General features: G+C 65.0%; 19 protein-coding genes and 3 tRNA genes. 9 read left to right on the top strand and 13 right to left on the bottom strand.

The features are described from left to right. Nucleotides 1-18 precede the first annotated feature (18 nt). The 4 genes from gyrA to QOH60_RS20570 all read left to right on the top strand — a co-directional run bounded on the left by gyrA (nt 19) and on the right by QOH60_RS20570 (nt 4954). Complete coding sequence (gene gyrA, locus QOH60_RS20555; RefSeq protein ID WP_526423709.1) at nt 19-3792, top strand: intein-containing DNA gyrase subunit A; 3774 nt, start codon at nt 19-21, stop codon at nt 3790-3792. Nucleotides 3793-3803: 11 nt separating this feature from the next. Next, nucleotides 3804-4631, top strand: coding sequence for a DUF3566 domain-containing protein (locus QOH60_RS20560; protein WP_526423710.1), 828 nt, complete (start codon nt 3804-3806; stop codon nt 4629-4631). 67 nt (nt 4632-4698) lie between these two features. Beyond that, nucleotides 4699-4772 (top strand) — tRNA-Ile (locus QOH60_RS20565). A 109-nt stretch (nt 4773-4881) separates the two neighbouring features. After that, nucleotides 4882-4954, top strand: a tRNA-Ala gene (locus tag QOH60_RS20570). Between the two features lie 279 nt (nt 4955-5233). Here the strand turns inward: QOH60_RS20570 and cwsA are convergent. Next, nucleotides 5234-5671 carry a cell wall synthesis protein CwsA gene (cwsA, locus tag QOH60_RS20575; RefSeq protein ID WP_526423711.1) on the bottom strand — a complete coding sequence of 146 codons (438 nt, stop codon included), beginning with the start codon at nt 5669-5671 and terminating at the stop codon, nt 5234-5236. Between the two features lie 98 nt (nt 5672-5769). On the opposite strand from cwsA, the gene QOH60_RS20580 reads away from it, so the two are divergent. Then, nucleotides 5770-6297 carry a peptidylprolyl isomerase gene (locus QOH60_RS20580; RefSeq protein ID WP_526423712.1) on the top strand — a complete coding sequence of 176 codons (528 nt, stop codon included), beginning with the start codon at nt 5770-5772 and terminating at the stop codon, nt 6295-6297. 4 nt (nt 6298-6301) lie between these two features. On the opposite strand, the gene QOH60_RS20585 is transcribed toward QOH60_RS20580, so the two are convergent. Together QOH60_RS20585 and crgA are read right to left on the bottom strand one after the other, a co-directional pair. Continuing rightward, on the bottom strand, nt 6302-6715 hold the full coding sequence (locus QOH60_RS20585; RefSeq protein ID WP_526423713.1) for a PH domain-containing protein: 414 nt from the start codon (nt 6713-6715) through the stop codon (nt 6302-6304). 156 nt (nt 6716-6871) lie between these two features. Next, nucleotides 6872-7153: a cell division protein CrgA gene (gene crgA / locus QOH60_RS20590; protein ID WP_526423714.1), complete on the bottom strand. Its 282-nt coding sequence runs from the start codon at nt 7151-7153 to the stop codon at nt 6872-6874. 201 nt (nt 7154-7354) lie between these two features. Between crgA and QOH60_RS20595 the strand changes: the two genes are divergently transcribed. Both QOH60_RS20595 and QOH60_RS20600 read left to right on the top strand, forming a co-directional pair. Continuing rightward, nucleotides 7355-8068 (top strand): DUF881 domain-containing protein, encoded by a 714-nt coding sequence (locus tag QOH60_RS20595; protein WP_526423735.1) that lies wholly within the window; start codon nt 7355-7357, stop codon nt 8066-8068. 21 nt (nt 8069-8089) lie between these two features. Continuing rightward, on the top strand, nt 8090-8758 hold the full coding sequence (locus QOH60_RS20600) for an aminodeoxychorismate/anthranilate synthase component II (protein WP_526423715.1): 669 nt from the start codon (nt 8090-8092) through the stop codon (nt 8756-8758). A gap of 7 nt (nt 8759-8765) precedes the next feature. On the opposite strand, the gene pknB is transcribed toward QOH60_RS20600, so the two are convergent. The 7 genes from pknB to QOH60_RS20635 form a co-directional block, all read right to left on the bottom strand. Continuing rightward, a complete protein-coding gene (gene pknB / locus QOH60_RS20605) occupies nt 8766-10658 on the bottom strand; it encodes a Stk1 family PASTA domain-containing Ser/Thr kinase (protein WP_526423716.1) in 1893 nt (630 codons plus the stop codon). After that, nucleotides 10655-11983 carry a protein kinase domain-containing protein gene (locus tag QOH60_RS20610; RefSeq protein ID WP_526423717.1) on the bottom strand — a complete coding sequence of 443 codons (1329 nt, stop codon included), beginning with the start codon at nt 11981-11983 and terminating at the stop codon, nt 10655-10657. Before QOH60_RS20610 ends, pknB begins: the two co-directional genes overlap by 4 nt. Nucleotides 11984-12044: 61 nt before the next feature. Beyond that, complete coding sequence (gene pbpA / locus QOH60_RS20615; protein WP_526423718.1) at nt 12045-13520, bottom strand: D,D-transpeptidase PbpA; 1476 nt, start codon at nt 13518-13520, stop codon at nt 12045-12047. Then, a complete protein-coding gene (gene rodA, locus QOH60_RS20620; protein ID WP_526423719.1) occupies nt 13517-14932 on the bottom strand; it encodes a peptidoglycan glycosyltransferase RodA in 1416 nt (471 codons plus the stop codon). Before rodA ends, pbpA begins: the two co-directional genes overlap by 4 nt. Next, nucleotides 14929-16452, bottom strand: coding sequence for a PP2C family protein-serine/threonine phosphatase (locus QOH60_RS20625; protein WP_526423720.1), 1524 nt, complete (start codon nt 16450-16452; stop codon nt 14929-14931). The genes rodA and QOH60_RS20625 overlap by 4 nt, the downstream gene beginning before the upstream one ends. An 86-nt stretch (nt 16453-16538) precedes the next feature. After that, nucleotides 16539-17009 carry an FHA domain-containing protein FhaB/FipA gene (locus tag QOH60_RS20630; RefSeq protein ID WP_526423721.1) on the bottom strand — a complete coding sequence of 157 codons (471 nt, stop codon included), beginning with the start codon at nt 17007-17009 and terminating at the stop codon, nt 16539-16541. Between the two features lie 119 nt (nt 17010-17128). Next, on the bottom strand, nt 17129-18556 hold the full coding sequence (locus tag QOH60_RS20635; protein ID WP_526423722.1) for an FHA domain-containing protein: 1428 nt from the start codon (nt 18554-18556) through the stop codon (nt 17129-17131). Between the two features lie 229 nt (nt 18557-18785). Here QOH60_RS20635 and QOH60_RS20640 point away from each other — a divergent pair. Beyond that, nucleotides 18786-18871, top strand: a tRNA-Leu gene (locus QOH60_RS20640). A gap of 70 nt (nt 18872-18941) precedes the next feature. On the opposite strand, the gene QOH60_RS20645 is transcribed toward QOH60_RS20640, so the two are convergent. From QOH60_RS20645 to QOH60_RS20655, 3 genes are read right to left on the bottom strand one after another with little or no spacing between them, the layout of a single operon-like run. Next, nucleotides 18942-19271 carry a GNAT family N-acetyltransferase gene (locus QOH60_RS20645; RefSeq protein ID WP_526423723.1) on the bottom strand — a complete coding sequence of 110 codons (330 nt, stop codon included), beginning with the start codon at nt 19269-19271 and terminating at the stop codon, nt 18942-18944. Continuing rightward, the gene (locus QOH60_RS20650; protein ID WP_526423724.1) at nt 19271-20251 is read right to left on the bottom strand and encodes a pirin family protein; all 981 of its coding nucleotides are present in this window, start codon (nt 20249-20251) and stop codon (nt 19271-19273) included. The genes QOH60_RS20645 and QOH60_RS20650 overlap by 1 nt, the downstream gene beginning before the upstream one ends. Before the next feature lie 19 nt (nt 20252-20270). Then, the gene (locus QOH60_RS20655; RefSeq protein ID WP_526423725.1) at nt 20271-20684 is read right to left on the bottom strand and encodes an EVE domain-containing protein; all 414 of its coding nucleotides are present in this window, start codon (nt 20682-20684) and stop codon (nt 20271-20273) included. A gap of 170 nt (nt 20685-20854) precedes the next feature. On the opposite strand from QOH60_RS20655, the gene QOH60_RS20660 reads away from it, so the two are divergent. Next, nucleotides 20855-21500, top strand: a 646-nt coding sequence (locus QOH60_RS20660; RefSeq protein ID WP_526423726.1) for a DUF222 domain-containing protein, incomplete at its 3' end; no start/stop codon positions are given.

Consider the following 21500-nt stretch of genomic DNA (forward strand, 5'->3'; position numbering starts at 1 on the left):
GCTAGGACTGATTCGAAGATGACAGACACCACGTTGCCGCCTGGCGACGACTCCGTCGACCGTATCGAGCCCGTGGACATCCAGCAGGAGATGCAGCGCAGCTACATCGACTATGCGATGAGCGTCATCGTCGGTCGCGCGCTGCCGGAGGTACGCGACGGCCTCAAGCCGGTGCACCGGCGCGTGCTGTATGCGATGTATGACTCCGGCTTCCGGCCAGACCGCGGCCACGCCAAATCCGCACGCTCCGTTGCCGAGACGATGGGCAACTATCACCCCCACGGTGATTCATCGATCTACGACACTCTGGTCCGGATGGCGCAGCCATGGTCGCTGCGGTATCCACTCGTCGACGGGCAGGGCAACTTCGGCTCGCCCGGCAACGATCCTCCGGCGGCCATGAGGTATTGCTGCTCAGGGGATGCGCTGGTGCGCTTGCCATTTGGGCAATCGAGAAGGATCGCGGACGTTGTTCCGGGTGCACGGCCGGACTCGGACAATGTGATTGAAGCCAAGGTTTTGGACCGCCACGGCAATCCTGTGGCAGCCGATCGCCTGTTCCACTCCGGTGCGCATCAAACGTTTACGGTCCGCACCGCGGAAGGCTATGAGGTCACTGGTACAGCGAACCACCCGCTTCTGTGCCTGGTGGACGTGGCGGGTGTGCCGACCCTCTTGTGGAAGCTGATTGAAGAGGTTCGGCCAGACGACCGCGTGGTAATCCAACGGACCCCGCCGACGGAATTTGGCCCTGGTGAGTGGTACGACACCTTGGAGGCGCTCCTCTTGGGGGCGTTCATCAGCGAGGGGTATGTGTCGGAGACGCGGGCAGGCTTCGCGAATCTGGACCGCGACTACTTCACAATGGTCGCTGAAGCCTACGACGCGGTCGTCGGAGGTAAGCGAACTATCTATCAGACGACGAACGCGTCGGGCACACGGATGCATGTGCTCCATGTGCAGAACATGACCGCGTTCAAGCGGAGCCGGCTGTGGGACATGGTTGGCCAGCGTTCGGCGAACAAGACGATCCCGGAATGGTTCTGGCACTCTGCTGCTGCTGTCAAGCGCGCCTTCCTGCAAGCGCTATTCGAGGGCGACGGGTCGTGCTCGGCGCTGCCGCGCAATGCGATTCAGATCTCTTACAACACGATTAGCGAACGGCTGGCCAAAGACGTGCAGCAGATGCTGCTGGAGTTCGGTGTCGTCTCCAAGCGCTACCGGCACACTGTCGGCGAGTACAAGGTCGTCATCACTAATCGTGCACATGCGGAAACATTCGCTGCGCAGGTCGGATTCGGCGGTGCCAAGCAGGAAAAGCTGGTCGAGATCCTTGGAGCGCTGCCGGACACGGCCAAGGGATTGGACACCGATCATGTACCGGGCCTGGCCCAGTTCATCCGCAGACACTGCGGCAGTCGCTGGGGTGACAAAGAGTGGTTGCAGAAGCACAACATCGATCGCCTGTCCCGATGGCAGCGTGACGGCGCAGAAATTCTTCGCCGTATTGCCGATCCCGACGTGCGCGCAATTGCAACCGAGCTTACCGATGGGCGGTTCTACTACGCGCGGGTGGCAAGCGTCACGGATGCCGGCGTGCAACCCGTGTACAGCCTTCGGATCGATACCGAGGATCACGCGTTCATCACGAACGGCTTCGTCAGCCACAACACGGAGGCGCGGCTCACTCCCCTAGCGATGGAGATGCTACGTGAAATCGACGAGGAGACAGTCGATTTCATCCCCAACTACGACGGCAGGGTACAAGAACCCACCGTACTGCCCAGCCGCTTCCCCAACCTGCTCGCCAACGGATCGGGCGGCATCGCGGTCGGTATGGCCACCAACATGCCTCCGCACAATCTCCGGGAACTCGCCGAGGCGGTGTTCTGGTGCCTGGAGAATTTCGAGGCGGACGAAGAGACCACGCTAGCGGCAGTTACCGAACGCGTGAAGGGGCCGGACTTCCCCACCTATGGTCTGATCGTTGGCTCGCAAGGGATTTCGGACGCCTACACGACGGGTCGCGGATCGATCCGGATGCGCGGAGTGGTCGAGGTCGAGGAGGACTCCCGGGGCCGCACGCTGCTCGTCATCACCGAGCTGCCGTATCAGGTCAACCACGACAACTTCATCACCTCGATCGCCGAGCAGGTTCGCGACGGGAGACTCGGCGGCATCGCCAACATCGAAGACCAGGGCAGCGACCGGGTCGGAATGCGCATCGTCGTCGAGATCAAGCGCGACGCGGTAGCCAAGGTGGTGCTGAACAATCTCTACAAGCACACCCAGCTGCAGACCAGTTTCGGTGCGAACATGCTGTCGATCGTCGACGGAGTTCCCCGGACCCTGCGGATCGACCAGCTGATCCGGCTGTATGTGGTGCACCAGCTCGACGTGATCGTTCGCCGCACCACCTACCGGTTGCGCAAGGCGAACGAACGAGCCCACATTCTGCGCGGACTGGTCAAGGCGCTCGACGCGCTGGACGAGGTGATCGCGCTGATCCGAGCGTCTGAGACCGTCGATGTCGCCCGCCAGGGCTTGATCGAGCTGCTCGACATTGACGAGATCCAGGCGCAGGCGATCCTCGACATGCAGTTGCGGCGCCTCGCGGCCCTGGAACGGCAACGGATCGTCGACGATCTCGCCAAGATCGAAGCCGAGATCGCCGACCTCGAAGACATTCTGGCCATGCCCGAGCGGCAGCGCGCCATCGTCCACGACGAGCTTGCTGAGCTCGTCGAGAAGTACGGCGACGACCGGCGGACACGAATCATCCCGGCCGACGGAGACGTCGCGGACGAGGATCTGATCGCGCGCGAAGAGGTGGTCGTCACGATCACCGAGACGGGCTATGCCAAGCGGACCAAGTCCGACCTGTACCGCAGCCAGAAGCGCGGCGGCAAGGGAGTGCAGGGCGCGGGTCTCAAGCAGGACGACATCGTCAACCACTTCTTCGTCTGCTCGACGCACGACTGGATTCTGTTCTTCACCACGCAGGGCCGGGTGTACCGGGCCAAGGCCTACGACCTCCCGGAGGCGTCGCGGACGGCGCGCGGGCAGCACGTCGCGAACCTGCTGGCCTTCCAGCCAGAGGAGCGGATCGCGCAGGTGATCCAGATCAAGAGTTACGAAGACGCGCCGTACCTGGTGCTGGCCACTCGCAACGGCTTGGTGAAGAAATCGAAGCTGACCGACTTCGATTCCAACCGCTCGGGTGGCATTGTCGCGATCAACCTGCGCGACGGGGACGAGCTCGTCGGCGCTGTCCTGTGCTCGGCCGAGGACGACTTGCTGCTGGTATCGGCGAAGGGGCAGTCGATCCGGTTCACCGCAGGCGACGAGGCGTTGCGCCCGATGGGTCGTGCGACGTCCGGTGTCCAGGGCATGCGATTCAACACCGACGACGTCTTGCTGTCGCTGAATGTCGTGATTCCGGACACGTATCTGCTGGTCGCGACCTCTGGTGGCTACGCGAAGCGCACGTCGATGGACGAGTACCCGGTGCAGGGTCGCGGGGGTAAAGGGGTGCTGACGATCCAGTACGACCGCAGGCGTGGCACGCTGGTCGGAGCGCTGGTGGTCGACGACGACACGGAGTTGTACGCGATCACCTCGGGCGGCGGCGTCATCCGCACGGCCGCCCGGCAGGTCCGCAAAGCCGGGCGCCAAACCAAGGGCGTTCGTTTGATGAACCTGGGCGAGGGCGACACACTGGTAGCTGTCGCGCGCAATGCCGAGGAAAGCGCCGATCCGGAAGTCGACGCGGAACCGGATCCGACCACATAGAGGAGCCGTAGGTGAGCTCACCGAACGACCCGGGCAACGGTAAGAGCGCGCGCCCGCCCGGCCCGCCGGCGAGTGGGGCGGTGCCCCCACAGGGTTCGGTGACCGAGCGCGCCGACGGCCCGTCCCGGCCGCGCGGACGCGCGCAGCAGGCGCCACGGCGACAAGACCCTGCGGGAGTCCATCCGGCGCCCGGAATCGAGGAGCGAGTCAACCGGTTCATGTCTGGACCGGCCGCGGGACCACAGACCGCGGACGCCGACGCGCAGGCATCCTCGTGGCCCGATGCTCCGGCCCGGCCAGAACCTCCCGCCCGTCCAGAACCTCCTGCCCGTCCGGCAGAGCCGCCCGCCCGCATGGAACCCCTGCGCAGTGAACTGCCTGATCTGTCGACCCGGCCGGGGCGTCCCAAGCCAGTCGAGCGGCAGGCCACAGATGCCGACGCGCCCCAACGTCGGCGGATCCAGGTCGGGAGTCGACCCAGCGGTCCTGTGCGCGCCAGCATGCAGGTGCGGCGCGTGGATCCGTGGAGCGTCCTCAAGGTGTCGCTGGTCCTGTCCGTGGTGATGTTTTTCGTGTGGATGATCGCGGTGGCGTTTCTGTATCTCGTGCTCGGCGCCATGGGGGTGTGGAGCAAGCTCAACAGCAACGTGGGGGACCTGCTGACCAACACCTCGAACAGCGAACTGGTGTCCAGCGGCACGATCTTCGGCGGGGCCGCGCTGATCGGCCTGGTGAACATCGTGTTGATGACCGCGATGGCAACGGTCGGAGCGTTCATCTACAACCTGACGACCGATCTCGTCGGTGGCATCGAAGTCACGCTCGCCGACCGAGATTAGGTGTCGGCGGATTAGATTCGGCCCCTGCAAGTGCGGTAATCTCGTCGCTCGGTCCTAGGCATGTCCCGGGGCTATAGCTCAGGCGGTTAGAGCGCTTCGCTGATAACGAAGAGGTCGGAGGTTCGAGTCCTCCTAGCCCCACGGAAAGGTGCACCATGAAGAAGTTGGTCGCGGTACTGGCGGTGCTCGCCGTTGTCGTCTTGGTTGTGCGGTCACGGCGCAGCCCCGAGGTCTGGCACGAACCTCCCAAGGGGCCTTAGCTCAGTTGGTAGAGCGCTGCCTTTGCAAGGCAGAAGTCAGGGGTTCGAATCCCCTAGGCTCCACACTTTTTTTGAATGCACCGGGCAATCAGCGAGTCCGCAACCGCAGCGAACCCATCGGCTCGGTTGCCGATTCGCTCAGTGCAGCCGCGGGCTCAGTGAGTTGGTCACTCAACGCAACAGATTCACGACACGCGAAGCACACGCAAGATCCGTGTGTTGGATATCCACACGCAGAACAGATACCGACGGCGATCACGACCCCGCACCTTCCGACTGGCCGCTTGACCAGTGCCGATGGGCTACCCACGCGCGCCGACGGGGAAACGTTGATCGCGAGTCCTACGGCCTAGGCTCCAGGTCCACGCTCGGCGGCCGCGGTGACGGCTCGGGTTGCATCGACCGCCGGATGATCGAGAACGCCACGGCGCCGCCCGCCAGCGTCGCCGCGATCGCGGAGAACATCACCAGCCGCCGACGCCGTCGTGACGGCCCGCGCGCCTCTTTGATGGCCTGCGGCAGGCTGGCGGCGACTTCCTGAGCGGCCGCAAGCTCGCGCGCAACGATGTCTTGGGCCGCGGTCAATTCCTCGGCTATCCGGCTGCCTCGGTACCGGCGCCGCAGCCCGCTGCCGGCCGCATACGCGCCGTGCAGACCGAGGCCCAGCGCGCCGCGCGTGACGTCGACAGGCCCCTGTGCCGTGTAGTGCAAGCCTCTGGTCAGCCGTTGCCGGGAGGTCAGCCGGGTCTTACGCCGTCGGTCTTCGCGCAAGTCGCTCATCCTCGAAGTCACGATTTGCCTTTCTGCCGGTCGGGTCGATTGGAGGGTATCCGACGGCGCTGTCCGACAGAGCCAAACGGCATGGCACACTTCTTGCCGTGACGAGCCCAATTCAAACCGCAACCGCGACACTGCATACCAATCGCGGAGACATCAAGATTGCGCTATTCGGAAACCACGCTCCCAAGACCGTTGCGAACTTCGTCGGATTAGCCGATGGCACAACGCAATACACCACCGAGAATGCGACGGGCGGAACGTCCGGGCCGTTCTACAACGGCGCCGTCTTCCACCGCGTGATCCCGGGATTCATGATCCAGGGCGGCGACCCGACCGGCAGCGGCCGCGGTGGCCCGGGCTACCAGTTTGCCGACGAGTTCCATCCCGAGCTGCAGTTCGACAAGCCGTACCTGCTGGCGATGGCCAATGCGGGGCCGGGGACCAACGGCTCGCAGTTCTTCATCACCGTCGGGCAGACGCCCCACCTGACCCGCAAGCACACGATCTTCGGCGAGGTCGTCGACCCGGCGTCGCAGCGCGTCGTCGACGCCATCGCGACCACGGCCACCGATCGCAGCGACCGGCCCACCGAGCCGGTGGTGATCAACTCGATCACGCTCAGCTAGGGCGCTAGCCGGCGTATCCGGCTTCGGTGAGTGCGTCGAGCACGTCGAGCGGGTCTGTGCCGAGGTCCCATCTGCTGAACACCATTAGCCGGCCGTCGACGGTGTCGATTTCGAGCAAGCGCACCTTCCTGGCGAGCCGGCGGAATTCGGTGATGCGAACGAGCTCGATCGCGGGCCTCGGCAACACGGTTGTCCGCCACCAACCACGGACCGCCAAGCCGCCTTCGGTGATAGCCAGCCTCGGACGCGCGCGAAATGAGAAGCCCGCAAACACCAGTAGGCCTATGGCGGCAATCCCTCCGATAAGCCGCCCGGGAGGGTCTGTGACCAGCGTCACAGTTGCGACGCACATCACAATTCCCAGCAGTCCGGAAGCAACGATGGCCACCGGATTCGGTCCCCAGTCAGTTTGCTGCACGGCTCGTACACATGCTGCTACCAGACCCGATGAACTTATCCACAGGCGCTATCCACAATGGGGATGAATCACATCCGTGTGATTGGGTAACGGCAATGTTTCGACGGTAGAAACATGACGGAAACAAACTGTGCCAGGACGCCGTCGGCAAGCTGGTCAGTGCCACCGCATCGTGAGCAACAAGCCGGTGATCATGAAAGCAAACGCGATGGCGTAGTTCCACTGCTCCAGATCAGCCATCCACTGCAGCACATGGGGCACGTTGTACCCCGTGGCGCCGAGCTGGAACACCAGCAGCCACACCAGCCCGATCAGCATCAGGCCGACGAAAAGCACCACAAACCACATGCTCGACGGCCCGGCCTTCACCTTGACCGGCGTGCGGCTCACCGGCCGGACGGTGAAGTCGTTCTTCTTGCGGACCTTCGACTTGGGCATGTGCTCCTCTCCTGCCTCTAGTGCCAAGAGATTATCCGATCGTCCTGGCGATGAGAGGATGGCCCGGTGAGGATCACGCGCTCATCGACGCCGCGCTCATCGGTCGGTCGCTCTTTGCGCGAGCGCTCATCGGTCGGTCGCTCTTCGCGCGAGCGTCCCCCGCAAGCGGGAGGTGCCCCCACATCGGCGACGCAGCGCTCGATATGGCGCCTCGGTGTCCCGGTTGTCTGCCTGCTGGCCGGCCTGCTGCTGGCCACCACGCACGGGGTGTCCGGCGGCAACGAGATCCGCCGGGCCGACTCGCCCCGGCTGGTCGACCTGGTTCGCGAGTCCCAGCGGGCTGTGGACCGCCTCAGCGCCCAACGGGGCGAGCTGAGCGCACAGGTCGACGCTGCCCGAGCCGGGCCGGTAGCCAACGACTCGGAGGTGGCCGCGCTGTCGGCGAAGATCGCGCCCCTGGCAGTCGACGCCGGGCTGACCCCCGTGCGCGGACCAGGGCTGGTGGTGACGTTGACCGACGCCCAGCGCGACGCGAACGGCCAGTTCCCCCGGGACGCGACGGCCGACGACCTCGTCGTGCACGAACAGGACATCCAGGCGGTGGTCAACGCGCTGTGGAGTGGTGGCGCGGAGGCCGTGCAGATGCAGGATCAACGGCTGATCACCACATCGGCCGTGCGATGCGTGGGAAATACGTTGCTGCTCAACGGCCGGACCTACAGCCCGCCCTACAAAATCACCGCGATCGGTAATGCCGACAAGTTGCAAGCCGCACTGGCTGCTGCTCCGCTCGTGATCCTCTACAAGCAGTATGTGGTGAGGTTCGGGCTGGGATACACGGAGGAGCCGCGCGCGGAAGTCGACGTGGTGGGCTACACCGAACCGGTCGCGGTCCGCTATGCGCGACCGGCCTGAATGGACCGGTAGCCTGGCAGGATGCGCGTCCTGGTGGTCGACAACTACGACAGCTTCGTGTTCAACCTCGTCCAGTACCTGGGGCAGATGGACGTTCAGGCGACGGTCTGGCGCAACGACGACGAGCGTCTCGCAGATCCGAACGCCTGCGCCGGCGAATTCGATGGGGTACTGCTCAGCCCGGGCCCTGGAACTCCGGAGCGCGCCGGAGCATCGATCCCGCTGGTGCGTGCGTGTGCCGCCACCCGGACGCCGCTCCTCGGAGTCTGCTTGGGCCACCAGGCCATCGGAGTTGCCTTCGGCGCGACCGTCGACCGCGCGCCCGAGCTGCTGCATGGCAAGACCAGCACCGTCTATCACACGAATCTCGGTGTCCTGCAGGGACTTCCGAATCCTTTCGTGGCCACGCGGTACCACTCCCTGACGATTCTGCCGGAGACGGTTCCCGACGATCTGGTACCTACGGCGCACACCGAAAGCGGCGTGATGATGGGTGTCCAGCACGCCGAATTGCCCATCCACGGTGTGCAATTCCACCCCGAGTCAATTCTGACGCAAGGCGGCCATCGGATGCTCGCGAATTGGCTTGCGCTGTGCGGGTGGACGTTTGACGAACCGCTGGTGCACCGGCTCGAAACCGAGGTAGCCGAAACAGTGAGGGCGGCAACGAGAGCCGCGGCAACCGCCTGAGTGCTCGCTACGCCGCGAAGGACAGCGTTATGGTGGCGTCCTTGTTCACGGTGGTGCCCGCTTGCGGGTTCTGCTGGACCACCGACGCCGAAGGCTGACCGCTGTTCTGCACGAGGGGCGGATTCGCAGGTAGGTTGCCAGTCCACCCGAGGGCCCGCAACGTGGGCTCGGCGTTGCTCCAGAACTGCCCGACCAGGTTCGGCATCACGAACTGATTCCCCTTGGACACCTGGAGCTGCACGAGGTCGTTCTTCTTAGCCGGCTGACCGGACGCCGGGAGCGTGCCAACAACGGAACCTGCTGGCTTGATGTTGTCGATATCCACCTGGATCACGTTCGTGAAGCCGGCGGCCGTCAGCGTCGCCTTGGCCTGGTCCGGGGCCTGTCCGGAAACGTCGGGCACAGCGATGTCTTCCGGCCCTGTGCCGACATTCACCGCGATCTCGAAGTTGACCGGAGTGGGCTGACCGGCCGGGGGGTTGGTGCTGATCACCTTGTCGTTCTGCTCGAGCGTGGATGGTGTGGGCACCTGCTTTATGTTTCCGAAGCCCGCCGCGGTCAGCCGTCTCTGGGCCTCGAGGAAGCTCAAGCCGGAAACCTGCGGCACGGAGCGCACTTCTCCGGCGCCGGTGGAAATGTTGAGCGTGACCACCGAGCCCTTGTCGATGGAGGCTCCGGCCGCAGGATCGGTGCCGACGACATGATCGATCGGGACTTCCGAATCGGGCACGCGCTCGGAGCGGGTCTCGAAACCGGCTTTCTGAAGCGCCACCTTCGCGTCGTCTTCTGACATCTTGGTGACCAGGGGCACCTGGACCTTATGGGTAGTGCCGAACCAGCCGGGAACGAAGTTGATGAGGACCGCGACCACGACGGTGAGGACGGCAAGCGCGGCAACCACGAAGAGCCACCGGCGCACCGACTCACGGCCGCGCTGCCTGCCCGGCCCGTAAGCGTCTCGCCGTGTCGGGCCGTCGGGTGGTTCCTCGTAGCGTCGGCCGGACGACGGAGTCAGAAGCGACGTCCGCTCGGCGTCGGTGAGCACCTTCGGCGCCTCGGGCGCCTCGCCGTTGTGTACGCGAACGAGATCCGCGCGCATTTCTGCGGCGGACTGATAGCGGTTGTCGGGATTCTTGGCAAGCGCCTTGAGCACGACGGCGTCGAGATCAGGGGTCACGTTCTCGTGCTTCTGCGACGGCGGCACCGGCGCCTCGCGGACGTGCTGGTAAGCCACCGCCACCGGCGAGTCACCGACGAACGGCGGTTCCCCCGTGAGGATTTCGTACAGCACGCATCCCAGCGAGTAGACGTCGGAGCGGGCGTCAACCGATTCGCCGCGGGCTTGTTCGGGGGAGAGATACTGAGCGGTTCCGATCACCGCCGCGGTCTGGGTAACACTGCTGCGGTCGGCCAGCGCTCGGGCGATGCCGAAGTCCATGACCTTCACTGCGCCGGTCCGGCTGATCATGATGTTCGCCGGCTTGACGTCGCGGTGGATGATGCCGTGCTGATGGCTGAAGTTCAGCGCCTGGCAGGCATCCGCGATGATCTCGATCGCTTTGCGGGGTGGGATCGGACCGTCGTTGTTCACGATGTCGCGCAACGTGATGCCGTCGACGTACTCCATCACGATGTATGGCAGCGGACCGGTGGCCGTCTCCGCCTCGCCGGTGTCGTAGACCGCAACGATCGCAGGGTGGTTCAGCGCGGCAGCGTTCTGAGCCTCGCGCCGGAAACGCAGATAAAAACTCGGGTCACGGGCGAGGTCGGCGCGCAACACCTTGACCGCCACGTCGCGGTGCAGCCGCAGATCGCGCGCGAGATGCACCTCGGACATGCCGCCGAAGCCCAGGATCTCGCCGAGTTCGTAGCGGTCAGACAGGTGTTGCGGGGTCGTCATTCCAAGTTCTCATCGTGTATCGGTCTCCCGACCAACGGTGTGCTCGCCAGAGGGGAGTACCCGATCTCGTATTGCCTGCTCGTCGAGAGAGCGTGCGTGTTGGTTCCAGACTGACCGACAGAGGGGGTGGACGTCCAATTTCCGGGAGCAGCCGGTGCGCCGCCGGTCTGGGACGACGAGGACTGCTCCGAGGGGACTTCCGGCGTTTTCGAGCGTTCGCGGTCGCGGTACTGGATGACGAGGAGGACGGCGATGACAATCGCCAGCGCGCCGAGGACGCCTGCTGCCCAGAGCAGCGCGCGCTGTCCCGACGAGAACGTGCGACGCGCCGGAGGCGGTCGGTACGGACCCGTAGGCGGGCGCGCGCGGGGACCCTGCATCGCACCGGACCGCGCGGTGTAGTCCACCTGCGGGCGAGCCTGCGTCACCGGGGGGATAGCGGCAGGCGCCGCGCGCCCGATGGCCGGCGCCTGGCCCGGCCGGGGTGGCCGCCGGCCGGCACGCACAGCAGACACGGCGTCGGCGAACTGACCACCGTTGCGATAACGGGCGGCCGGGGTCTTGGCCAACGTGATGTCAATCAGCTCGCGGACATTCGGTGGCAGGTCGGACGGCAGCGGCGCGGGCGTCTCCTTGATGTGCTTCATCGCCACAGTCAGCGGACCGTCGCCGACGAACGGCCGCTTACCCGAAACCGATTCGTAGCCAACGACTCCCAACGAGTACACGTCACTGGCTGCGGTGGCGTCGTGACCAAGCGCCTGTTCGGGAGCGATGTATTGCGCGGTACCCATCACCATCCCCGTCTGAGTGACGGGAGCCGCGTCGACCGCCTTGGCGATACCGAAGTCCGTGATCTTCACCTGACCGGTGGGCGTGATCAGGATGTTGCCGGGTTTGACGTCGCGGTGGACAAGTCCAGCAAGGTGTGCGACCTGAAGTGCGCGACCGGTCTGCTCGAGCATGTCGAGTGAGTGACGCAGCGAGAGCCGGCCGGTGCGTTTGAGCACCGAATTCAGCGGTTCGCCGTTGACCAGCTCCATCACGAGATACGCGGTGCGGCCCTCGGAGTCCAATTCGGTCTCGCCGTAGTCGTACACGCTGGCGATGCCCGGGTGGTTGAGCATCGCGGTGGTGCGCGCCTCGGTGCGGAACCGTTCGATGAACTCGGGATCGGAGCTGAATTCCGCCTTGAGGACCTTGACGGCCACGCGGCGTCCGAGGCGGCTGTCGACCGCCTCCCAGACCTGGCCCATGCCACCGGTCGCGATCAGCCGCTGCAGGCGATAGCGGCCGGAGAGGGTGACGCCAACTCTGGGACTCATGCGTCCCCCTCGCAGGCTCGGCCGACGCATGATGACCTCATGATTCGCTCCCAAGCGTCGCTCATGGGCCCTCCCGGAGCGCCGCTGCGATCACCGCGCGGCCCACTGGCGCGGCAAGTGCCCCGCCCGTGGCCGACAGGCGGTTGCCGCCGTTTTCGATCACCACCGCGACGGCCACCTTCGGCGACTGCGCCGGTGCGAACGCGATGTACCAGGCATGTGGCGGGGTGTTACGCGGATCGGGGCCGTTCTCGGCCGTTCCGGTTTTGGAAGCGATCTGCACGCCCGGAATCTTCCCTTTCGTCTGCGTCCAGTCTTCAGCGCCGATCATCAATTCCGTCAGCTTAGCTGCGACCTGCTGGGGGAGGACGCGCCGAACTTGCCGTGGCTGCGTCGTCTCCAGCGTGGCCAGGTCGGGTCCTTTGAGGCTATCGACAAGGTAGGGCTGCATCATCACCCCCCTGTTGGCGATCGTTGCGGCCACCATCGCGTTTTGCAATGGAGTGAGTGCTACGTCCTTCTGGCCAATGCTCGACATCGCCAGGCTGGCCTGGTCCACGATGGGGCCGACGGTGGATTCCGCGACCTGCAGCGGGATCGGGTCGGGCGGCGTGTCCAGCCCGAAGGCGGCCGCCGTCGAGCGCAGCGCGTCGCTGCCGACCTTCATTCCCAGCTCGGCGAACGCGGTGTTGCACGACCTTGCGAACGCTTCCTTGAGTGGGACAGTCGGTCCGGTGTCGCACCTGGAACCGCCGAAATTCTCCAAAGTGCTTGTGGTGTCGGGTAACTGGATCGAGGGGTCCGCAGTGAGCGGGTCGTTGTCTGAGGCGCCGGCCTGCAGAGCGGCCGCGGTGGTGATCACCTTGAACGTCGAGCCGGGAGGGTAGCGCTGGGAGACCGCGCGGTTCAACATCGGGTTGTTGGGATCGTGCTGCATCGCTTCCCATGCCTGCGTCTGCACCGTCGAGTCGTGGGAGGACAGCGCGTTCGGATCGTAGGACGGCGACGACACCAAGGCGAGGATCTTGCCTGTTGACGGCTCGATCGCCACAACCGCGCCCTTGCACGGGCCGGAACAGCCGTTGGCCATCGCGTCCCACGCGGCCTGCTGCACTTGGGGCTTGATCGTGGTGTCGACGTTGCCCCCCCGCGGGTCTCGACCGGTGAAGAAATCGGCTATCCGCCGGCCGAACAGCCGCTCGTCGGAACCGTTGAGGATCGAGTCCTCGGCGCGCTCCAGGCCGGCGCTCGAATAGTTCAGGGAGTAGAACCCGGTCACAGGTGCGTAGAGCTGCGGCCCGGGATAGACCCGCAGGAACCGGAACCGACCCTTCGTCGCCTCCGAAAAGGCAAGGGGCTGACCGCCTGCCGAGATCTGACCACGCTGCCTGGCGTATTCGTCGAGCAGCACCCGCAGGTTGCGCGGATCCGTCCGCAGGCTGTCGGCGCGGAAGACCTGCGTGACCGTCGCGTTGAGCAGCAAAATGACGATCAACACCATGATCGTCATCGCTACGCGGCGAAGCGAGGTATTCATACGCGCTCGATCACCTCGGTGCTGGCCACCGCGATCGGGGTGGCGGGCTGCGGGGGTCGTGTGACGATGGGCCGGCGCGCAGCATGGGAGATCCGCACCAAAATGGCGAGCAGCACATAGTTGGCAAGCAACGAGGACCCGCCGTAGGACATCCACGGTGTGGTCAGACCGGTGAGCGGGATCAGTTTCGTGACGCCGCCGACCACGATGAAGAGCTGAATCGCCAGCGTTGACGCAAACCCGGCTGCCAACAGCTTGCCGAAGCTGTCACGGACCGCGATCGCGGTACGCAGTCCTCGGATGATCACGATGGTGTACAGCATGAGAACGCCTGCGAGACCAACTAATCCAAGCTCTTCGCCGATCGCTGCGATGATGAAGTCAGTCGAGGCGGCCGGCACGGTGCCAGGCTGACCGTTGCCGAGGCCTGTGCCGAACACGCCGCCTGTGGCGAAGCTGAACATCGACTGCACCATCTGATACCCGGCGCCCGCGGAATCGGCGAACGGGTCGAGCCAGGTGTCTACTCGGACCTTGACGTGGCTGAAAGCGTAGAAGGCGGCAACGCTTCCTGCTGCGAACAGGGTCAGGCCGATAACGACCCAACTCAGCCGCTCGGTGGCGATGTACACGATCACGAGGAACGTCGCGTACAGCAACAGCGATGTGCCGAGGTCTTTTTCGAAGATCATGACGCCGATCGAGATGACCCATCCGGCGATCAGCGGGGCCAGGTCGCGTGGCCGGGGCAGGTTCATGCCGACGAAATGCTTTCCGGCACTGGTGAACACTCCGCGTTTGGCCACCAAGACTGCGGCGAAGAAGATCAGGAGCAGGATCTTCGACAGCTCTGCGGGCTGAATTGTGAAGCCGGGCAACTTGATCCAGATCTTCGCACCGCCCTCCTCCGATAGTGAGGACGGCAGCACGGCGGGAATCGTGAGGAAGATAAGCCCGACGACGCCGCAGACGTAGCTGTATCGAGCGAGCACGCGGTGATCGCGCAGGAACACCACGACCACTACGAAAACCGCCACGCCCAACAACGTCCACAACATCTGGAGGTTGGCCAGGCCTTGCCCGGGCGCGGATTGGGCTTCGCCGTTGGCCAGATCGAGCCGGTGAATCATCACAAGCCCGAGCCCGTTGAGCAATGCGACGACGGGCAGGAGCAGGGGATCGGCGTACGGGGCGAATTGGCGGATCGCCATGTGCGCGGCGCCGAACAACGCAAGGTAGGCGAGCGTGTACTTGGCCAAATCCCAACCGATGCCTTGCTCTTGATTCGCTTCGACGATGAGCAAGGCCACGGAGGTGATCACCGCCGCGAACCCCAGCAGAAGCAGCTCAGCGTTACGGCGAGTGGGAAGCGGAGGGGTCACGGCGACCGCGGGTTGCGGCTGCGTGGTCATGCCGCGGTCCGACAGGTCGTGCCTGGCTGCTGAGGGGCAGGAGGCAGTGTGGTCCCCTCCGATGTGGTGGCGGGCGACGACGGAGGCGAGGTCGTCGCCGAGGTTGTGCCGGAGCCGGGTGATTCGGGCGGGTTGCTTTCAGTTCTGCCGGGCGCCGAACTGCTAGTGGTCGGCGAGGTCGAGGGAGGAACTTCGGACGTTGACGTCTGTGACGATGGGGAAGGCGTCGGTGTCTGCGTGGGCGGCACGGTTGGTTCGCACAGTGGCAGGAGCGAGGTCTTGACCAACTCGCGGATCTGCTCTTTGGCCTTGTCGAGGCTGCCGATGGGCAGACCTGCGATCACCTGCGTGCGCTCGGAGGGACGCAAGTCGTTGACGCTGAGCAGGTGACAGCCTTTGGGCTGCTGGTCGACGTTGAGGAGTTGCAACTCGTTACGGTCGGTAAGGCAGCCGACCAGATATGGCTCCTGTAGCGGGAATCCGGGCAGTGACGCTTGGACGCCGCGCATGACGGACACGGTGCCGGCGTGAGCGGTGACGTAGTAGTAACTGCGGATGATCATGTAGCCGACAACCGATCCGCCGACAAGAAGAATCACGAGCAACGCCGCAGCGAGCCCGATGCGCCGCCACGATCGCGGGCGTTTCTCCGGCGCCTCCGGTTCCCCGACAATACGTTTGGCGGGCGCGGTAGGACGCGGGTTGATGGCAGACGCCCGGCCGGCGGCGGTGTTGGGCGGCGCGATGTTGCCGTCATCCCCGGAAACCGCGCCGGCGACGATCGGCTGGGTCTGTCCACCGAAGTCGTCGTCGACGACGTCTGCGACCACCACGGTGACGTTGTCGGGACCACCGCCGCGCAAGGCCAATTCGATGAGACGGTCGGCACTTTCGGCCACGTCGGGGATCTGGAGTGCCTCGAGAATGGTCTCCTGGCTGACCGGGTCGGAAAGGCCGTCGGAGCATAGAAGATAGCGATCTCCCACGCGCGCTTCACGCATGATCAGCGTCGGCTCCACCTCGTGACCCGTCAACGCGCGCATGATCAGGGAACGCTGAGGATGACTGTGCGCCTCCTCCGCGGTGATGCGGCCCTCGTCGACGAGCGTCTGCACGAACGTGTCGTCCTTGGTGATCTGGGCGAGTTCCCCGTCACGAAGGAGGTAGCCGCGCGAGTCGCCGATGTGCACCAAGCCAAGCTTGTTGCCCGCGAACAGGATTGCCGTGAGAGTGGTGCCCATCCCCTCAAGCTCGGGGTCGCTGTAGACATGGGCGGATATTGCGGAGTTGCCCTCGCGCACAGCATCGTCGAGCTTTGCGAGCAGGTCACCGCCGGGTTCGTCGTCATCGAGATGCGCCAGGGCGGCGATGACCAACTGCGACGCCACTTCGCCCGCGGCGTGCCCGCCCATCCCGTCGGCGAGGGCAAGCAACCGCGCTCCGGCATAGACGGAGTCCTCGTTGTTCGCGCGCACCAATCCGCGGTCACTGCGCGCGGCGTAGCGGAGGACAAGCGTCATTTCGCTCCTCGCGTCCGCGGCGTCATTTCGCTCCTCGCGTCCGCGGCGTCATATCGCGCTCCCCCTGCTCCCACGCGTCAGCGGGGTCACGGGCGCAACTCGATCACCGTCTTGCCGATTCGAACCGGCGTGCCGATCGGAACGCGTACCGCCGTCGTCACCTTGTCCCTATCCAGGTATGTACCGTTGGTCGATCCTAGGTCTTCGACATACCATTCCGGGCCATGCTGCGAGAGCCGAGCATGGCGAGTTGAGGCGTAGTCGTCGGTAAGCACCAGGGTGGAGTCGTCGGCGCGCCCGATGAGTACCGGCTGAGTGCCCAATGTGATGCGCGTTCCCGCCAGCGCGCCGTCTGTGACGACCAGATGAGTGGCGGTGTGGCGGCGTTGCCGGCTGTTAGGCCGCAACGATCCGCGCAGCGCGAGGCCGCGGCGCGCCATCACAGCGCCGCTGGGCGCATAGATGTCGGTGCGCAGGATGCGCAACACCGACCAAATGAAAAGCCACAGCAACAGGAGGAAACCCGCGCGCGACAGTTGCAGCACCAACCCCTGCATCCAGCGCCCTCCCTGCTCGTCCTGCTGCGATTGGCGACGCTGAAGCGACTGCCAGTCGGCAACGTCACGATACTTGGGCGCAAGACGACGTGGAGGCGAAGGCGATGGCAGGCGTTGCGTCAGTGCATACGAACAACAATCTCCGAATGTCCAAGACGGATGACGTCGCCATCGGCCAACTGCCACTCCTGCACCGGCGCGTTGTTAACCGTGGTGCCGTTTGTGGAGTTGAGGTCTGACAGCAGCGCGCTCTGGCCATCCCAACGGATCTCGAGGTGACGGCGCGAGACACCGGTGTCGGGCAGCCGGAACTGCGCATCCTGGCCACGGCCGACCACGTTCGCCCCCTCCCGCAACTGGTACGTGCGGCCACTGCCGTCGTCCAACTGAAGAGTGACGCTGGTAGCGGCGTAGCCGCCGGGTGGGTACGCGCCGCCCTGGTCGTATCCCCCTTGGTCATAGCCGGCCTGGTCGTATCCGCCCTGGTCGTATCCCCCTTGGTCGTAGCCGCCTTGGTCGTAACCGCCGTACTCGGGCTGGGCGTAATCCTGCTGGCCGTAACCCTGTTGGGGATAGGCGCCGCCGCCCTGTTGGTCGTAGCCGCCTTGCTGCTCGTAGTCTCCGTAGCCGGGACGGCCGTAGCCAGCGCCTTCGTGGCGTCCGGGAGGCGGACCACCGGCGGGCCGTCCGTAATCGGCGTAGTCATTGCCGTATCCGGGCTGTCCGCCATAGCCGGCAGGCGGCTGGGCCGGGGGCGGCGGCGGCGGTCGGTGCTGCGGCTGGTCGTACCCCGGAGGCGGCCCGGGAGGGGGGCCGGCCGGAGGGCCACCGGCCGGAGGGCCACCGGCTGGCCCAGGTGGAGGACCACCGAAGCCGCCACCGGCCGGCGGACGCTGCTCGTATTGAGGCGGACCCTGATCGGGATAGCCTCCGCGCGGACCGTACTGATCGCCTTGCGGCGGGTATCCGCCCTGGTCGTACCCCGGAGGCGGCGGCCCGGCAGGCGGACCACCAGGCGCGCGTGGGTCTTCAGGACGCCCGTGACGGTCGTCGTAGTACTCGTCGCCGGGCCGACCCTGTCCCTGGCCGCCGCGGTAACTCGGGTTGTCAGTCATGGGTGCTACTCCCTGTTCTGCGTTGAGTGGGTCGTATCGGTGTGGTTGGGCAGGTGTGGCGTCGGGGTTGACCGCAGCGCGCGCGCGAAACTGACCTGTGTGCAGTTTCGGCGACTGCTCGAATCGGACAACCACATCACCATACGTTTGCCAGCCCTGATCCTGGAGGTACCCTTCCAAGTGCTTGGCGAAAGTATCCGCTGTTAGGTACGGTTCGGCCACCGTCTTGGCGAAGTCATCTTGGCTCAGCGTGATGAAATACTCGTTCGGCGCGAGCAGATGGCCACCGTCGAGTGTCTGGACGCGATCGGCGGCCTCACGCCGCAACGCTGCCTCCATCTCCTGAGGAACGATGGCGCCTCCGAAAACCCGGGCGAACGCGTCACCGACAGTGGCTTCGAGTTTGCGCTCGATGCGCTGCACGAAGCCCATGTCACCGCCCTCCGTTTCCTAGTGGGTGCCCCTCCCGGTCTTGAATAGTCCGCGTGTCATCCCACTTCACCGTTCAGTTGCATGGTATCGGTCGAGGTGACTGATGTGGCACAGTGAGATGTCTGAGAATCAGATCGGCGCACGTCAGCGCCTGATCTGTGGGAAGTCTGGGGCTTAGCTCGAGTTGGGGACGTACAGCGCCCCCGTGATAGCCTCGGTCGGTCAATTTGGGCGAGTGGCGGAATGGCAGACGCGCTGGCTTCAGGTGCCAGTGTCCTTCGGGACGTGGGGGTTCAAGTCCCCCTTCGCCCACCAGTGCGATGAGTGAGCGTCGTGGATTCGGCGCTGTGGCTCAGTTGATTACGAGGAAATTGAGCACGACGAATCAGGTGGCTCTGTGCTGCCGTTCTGCGATGTTCGGCGGATCGACGATGTCGTTGTACTCGGGATGTTTATCGCAGTAGGCAGCGACGAGTTTGCACACCGGAACGATGCGGAGTCCGGCTTCCTTTGTGGCGGCAAGCGCTTCGCCGACGAGGATCGTGGCCAGGCCGCGGCCCTCGAACTCGTCGTTTACCTCGGTGTGGACGAACACCCGTCGCCCGTCGCGGTCGAAGAACTTCGTGAATCCCACCGGTCGGCCTTCGACACTGATTGTGAAGCGGCCGGCTTGTTCCGCAACGCTTGTCTCGGCGCCTATCTTGTCGACGGCCATCAGGCTTCCATTCCGCCCGGCGCGGGTCGCGGTTTCAGTCGTGTAGTCGGCAGGGGCGGGGCGGAGAGTCGCGCCGGGAAACCGTCGTAGCCCAGCACCGCGCCGAAGCGGCTGTCTTCGGATTCCCACAATCCACGGTAGGAAACGATCTCCTCGTGGCTGCGCGCGACGAAGTTCCACCACATCAGGATCTCTGCGGTGAATGGCGTGCCCCCCAGCACCAGCACTCTGGCGGGCTGGGCTTCTGTATTGCTTATCCGCAACTCCGTCGATCCGGCGGCTTGGCACGCGAGGTCGCCCGCCTCCAATGGCGAATCGCGCACCGAGACCGCGCCCTGATCGAGCAGGACGCCATGCTCGAACTTTGGATTTACCGTCAGCGTGACGTCCGCGTTCGGGTCGATGTCCAGCTGGGCGCCGACCAGTGGACTGAAGGTGTGGACGGGGGAGTGGGCGCCCTCAAGGGCACCGAGAAAAACCCGCAGTGAGCCGCCTTTGACCGGGATCGCCTGTGGCACGTAGTGATCGAAGCTGCGTTGGGTATCGCGGGCCGTATCCGGCAGCGCTACCCACAGCTGGACGCCATGCAGTACGCGAGCCGCCGCCGTCGACACCTCGGAGTGACAGATTCCGGCGCCCGCGGTCATCAGGTTGAGCTCGCCCGGCCGCACATAGGCGTGCACCCCGCCGCTGTCACGGTGCTCGATCTCGCCGCTGAAAAGCCAACTGACGGTTTGCAATCCAGTATGGGGGTGCGGCGGAACGACCATGCCTGATGAGCGGGTGACGTCACGAGGCCCGTAGTGGTCGGCGAAACACCACGCACCGATGAGCGAGCGCTGGCGCTGGGGCAATGTCCGACGCACACGCATCGCGCGGGGGCCGCCAAGGGGCACCTCCCTCGCGCGAAGCACCTCGACGCCCTGCTGCGGTGACGCCGAGCCGGTTTCCTCGACGGGCGCGGCCTCGAGGTTGCTCACCGTGGTGACGCTACGCGCGTCACCCGCTCATGTTCCGACGGATCAGGTCGAGATCGTGGTCGTCGATCTTGAACACCCCGAACCTGAACTTATAGCCCCACCGCTTCTTGTCTTCGATGAAGTGGAGATCCTCGATCAGCGGCCGGATGGCGGTTTCCTTGCATGGCAGGAAATCCACGTTCCTACGGAAGGGATGGAAATCGGCCGTCATCTCTACCTGGTACGGCTCGTCGTCGACCACTTGCCCGATGGCGGTGAAGGCCTGCAACGGCTCCCCGCCCTCGAGAGCGGTCTTCGGCGAGTAGAAGACAAGCCAATCGTCCTTGGCCATGCGGCGCAGCATGTGTGGCTGGCCGTGATTGGCCTGCGTGAAGCGACCGCGCACGCCTTGGAGCACGTGGTCGCGGCTGACGGTGTTAATCCAGTTGGTCATGCCTCGGACAGTATGAAGCCGCTCCGACAGGCAGACCCGACGACCGCGTGCGCCGCGGGCTGCTGTGGATGAAATCGGATCTGTGGACAACTGGTTGGGAAACGCCAGGTCGTGGCATCTGGCGATCTCCGGCGTCTGCCGGCGTCGGCGCGCGGGCCTATTCTTAGAACATGCGTTCGAATGAATTAGCGCAGATGGTGGCGGTGTTCAACACCATCGTCGAGAAAGCCGACGAGTCGCCAGAGCGTCTGACGACGACGCAGAAGCGCGAACAGCTTCAGCGCATCGAGCAACTGTCCCGGATGCTGCCGGCTTTGACGCACGAGCTCATCAACGACCTGGGCGAGCACGCGCTACCGGACGAGTTAGGCGGCAGGCTCAGAGGTGCGCTGGCCAACTGGCTGCGGATCGCGCCTTCCGAGGCTGCCCGGCGTGTGCGCGAGGCGGCCGATTTGGCGCCGCGGCGGAACCTGACTGGGGAAGCCCTGCCGCCGATGCTCCCGCATACGGCCGCCGGCCAACGGACCGGAAAACTCGGAAGTGAGCATGTGAAGGTAATCCGCGCATTCTTCGGCCGGCTACCGCACTGTGTAGACGAAGTGGAACGTGAGCGTGCCGAGAAGCGGTTGGCTCGCCTCGGAGCGACCTTCCGTCCCGACGAACTTGCCCGTGCCGCTGAGAGGCTCGACCTGTGCCTCAATCCCGATGGCAATTTCTCGGACGCCGATAGAGCGCGACGACGCGGAATCACGGTCGGCCCGCAGGGGCCCGATGGGATGAGCTCGGTCCGCGGCTGGATCACTCCTGAGGTTCGCG

This window comes from Mycobacterium sp. (assembly GCF_032159765.1).
Taxonomy (GTDB): Bacteria; Actinomycetota; Actinomycetes; order Mycobacteriales; family Mycobacteriaceae; genus Mycobacterium.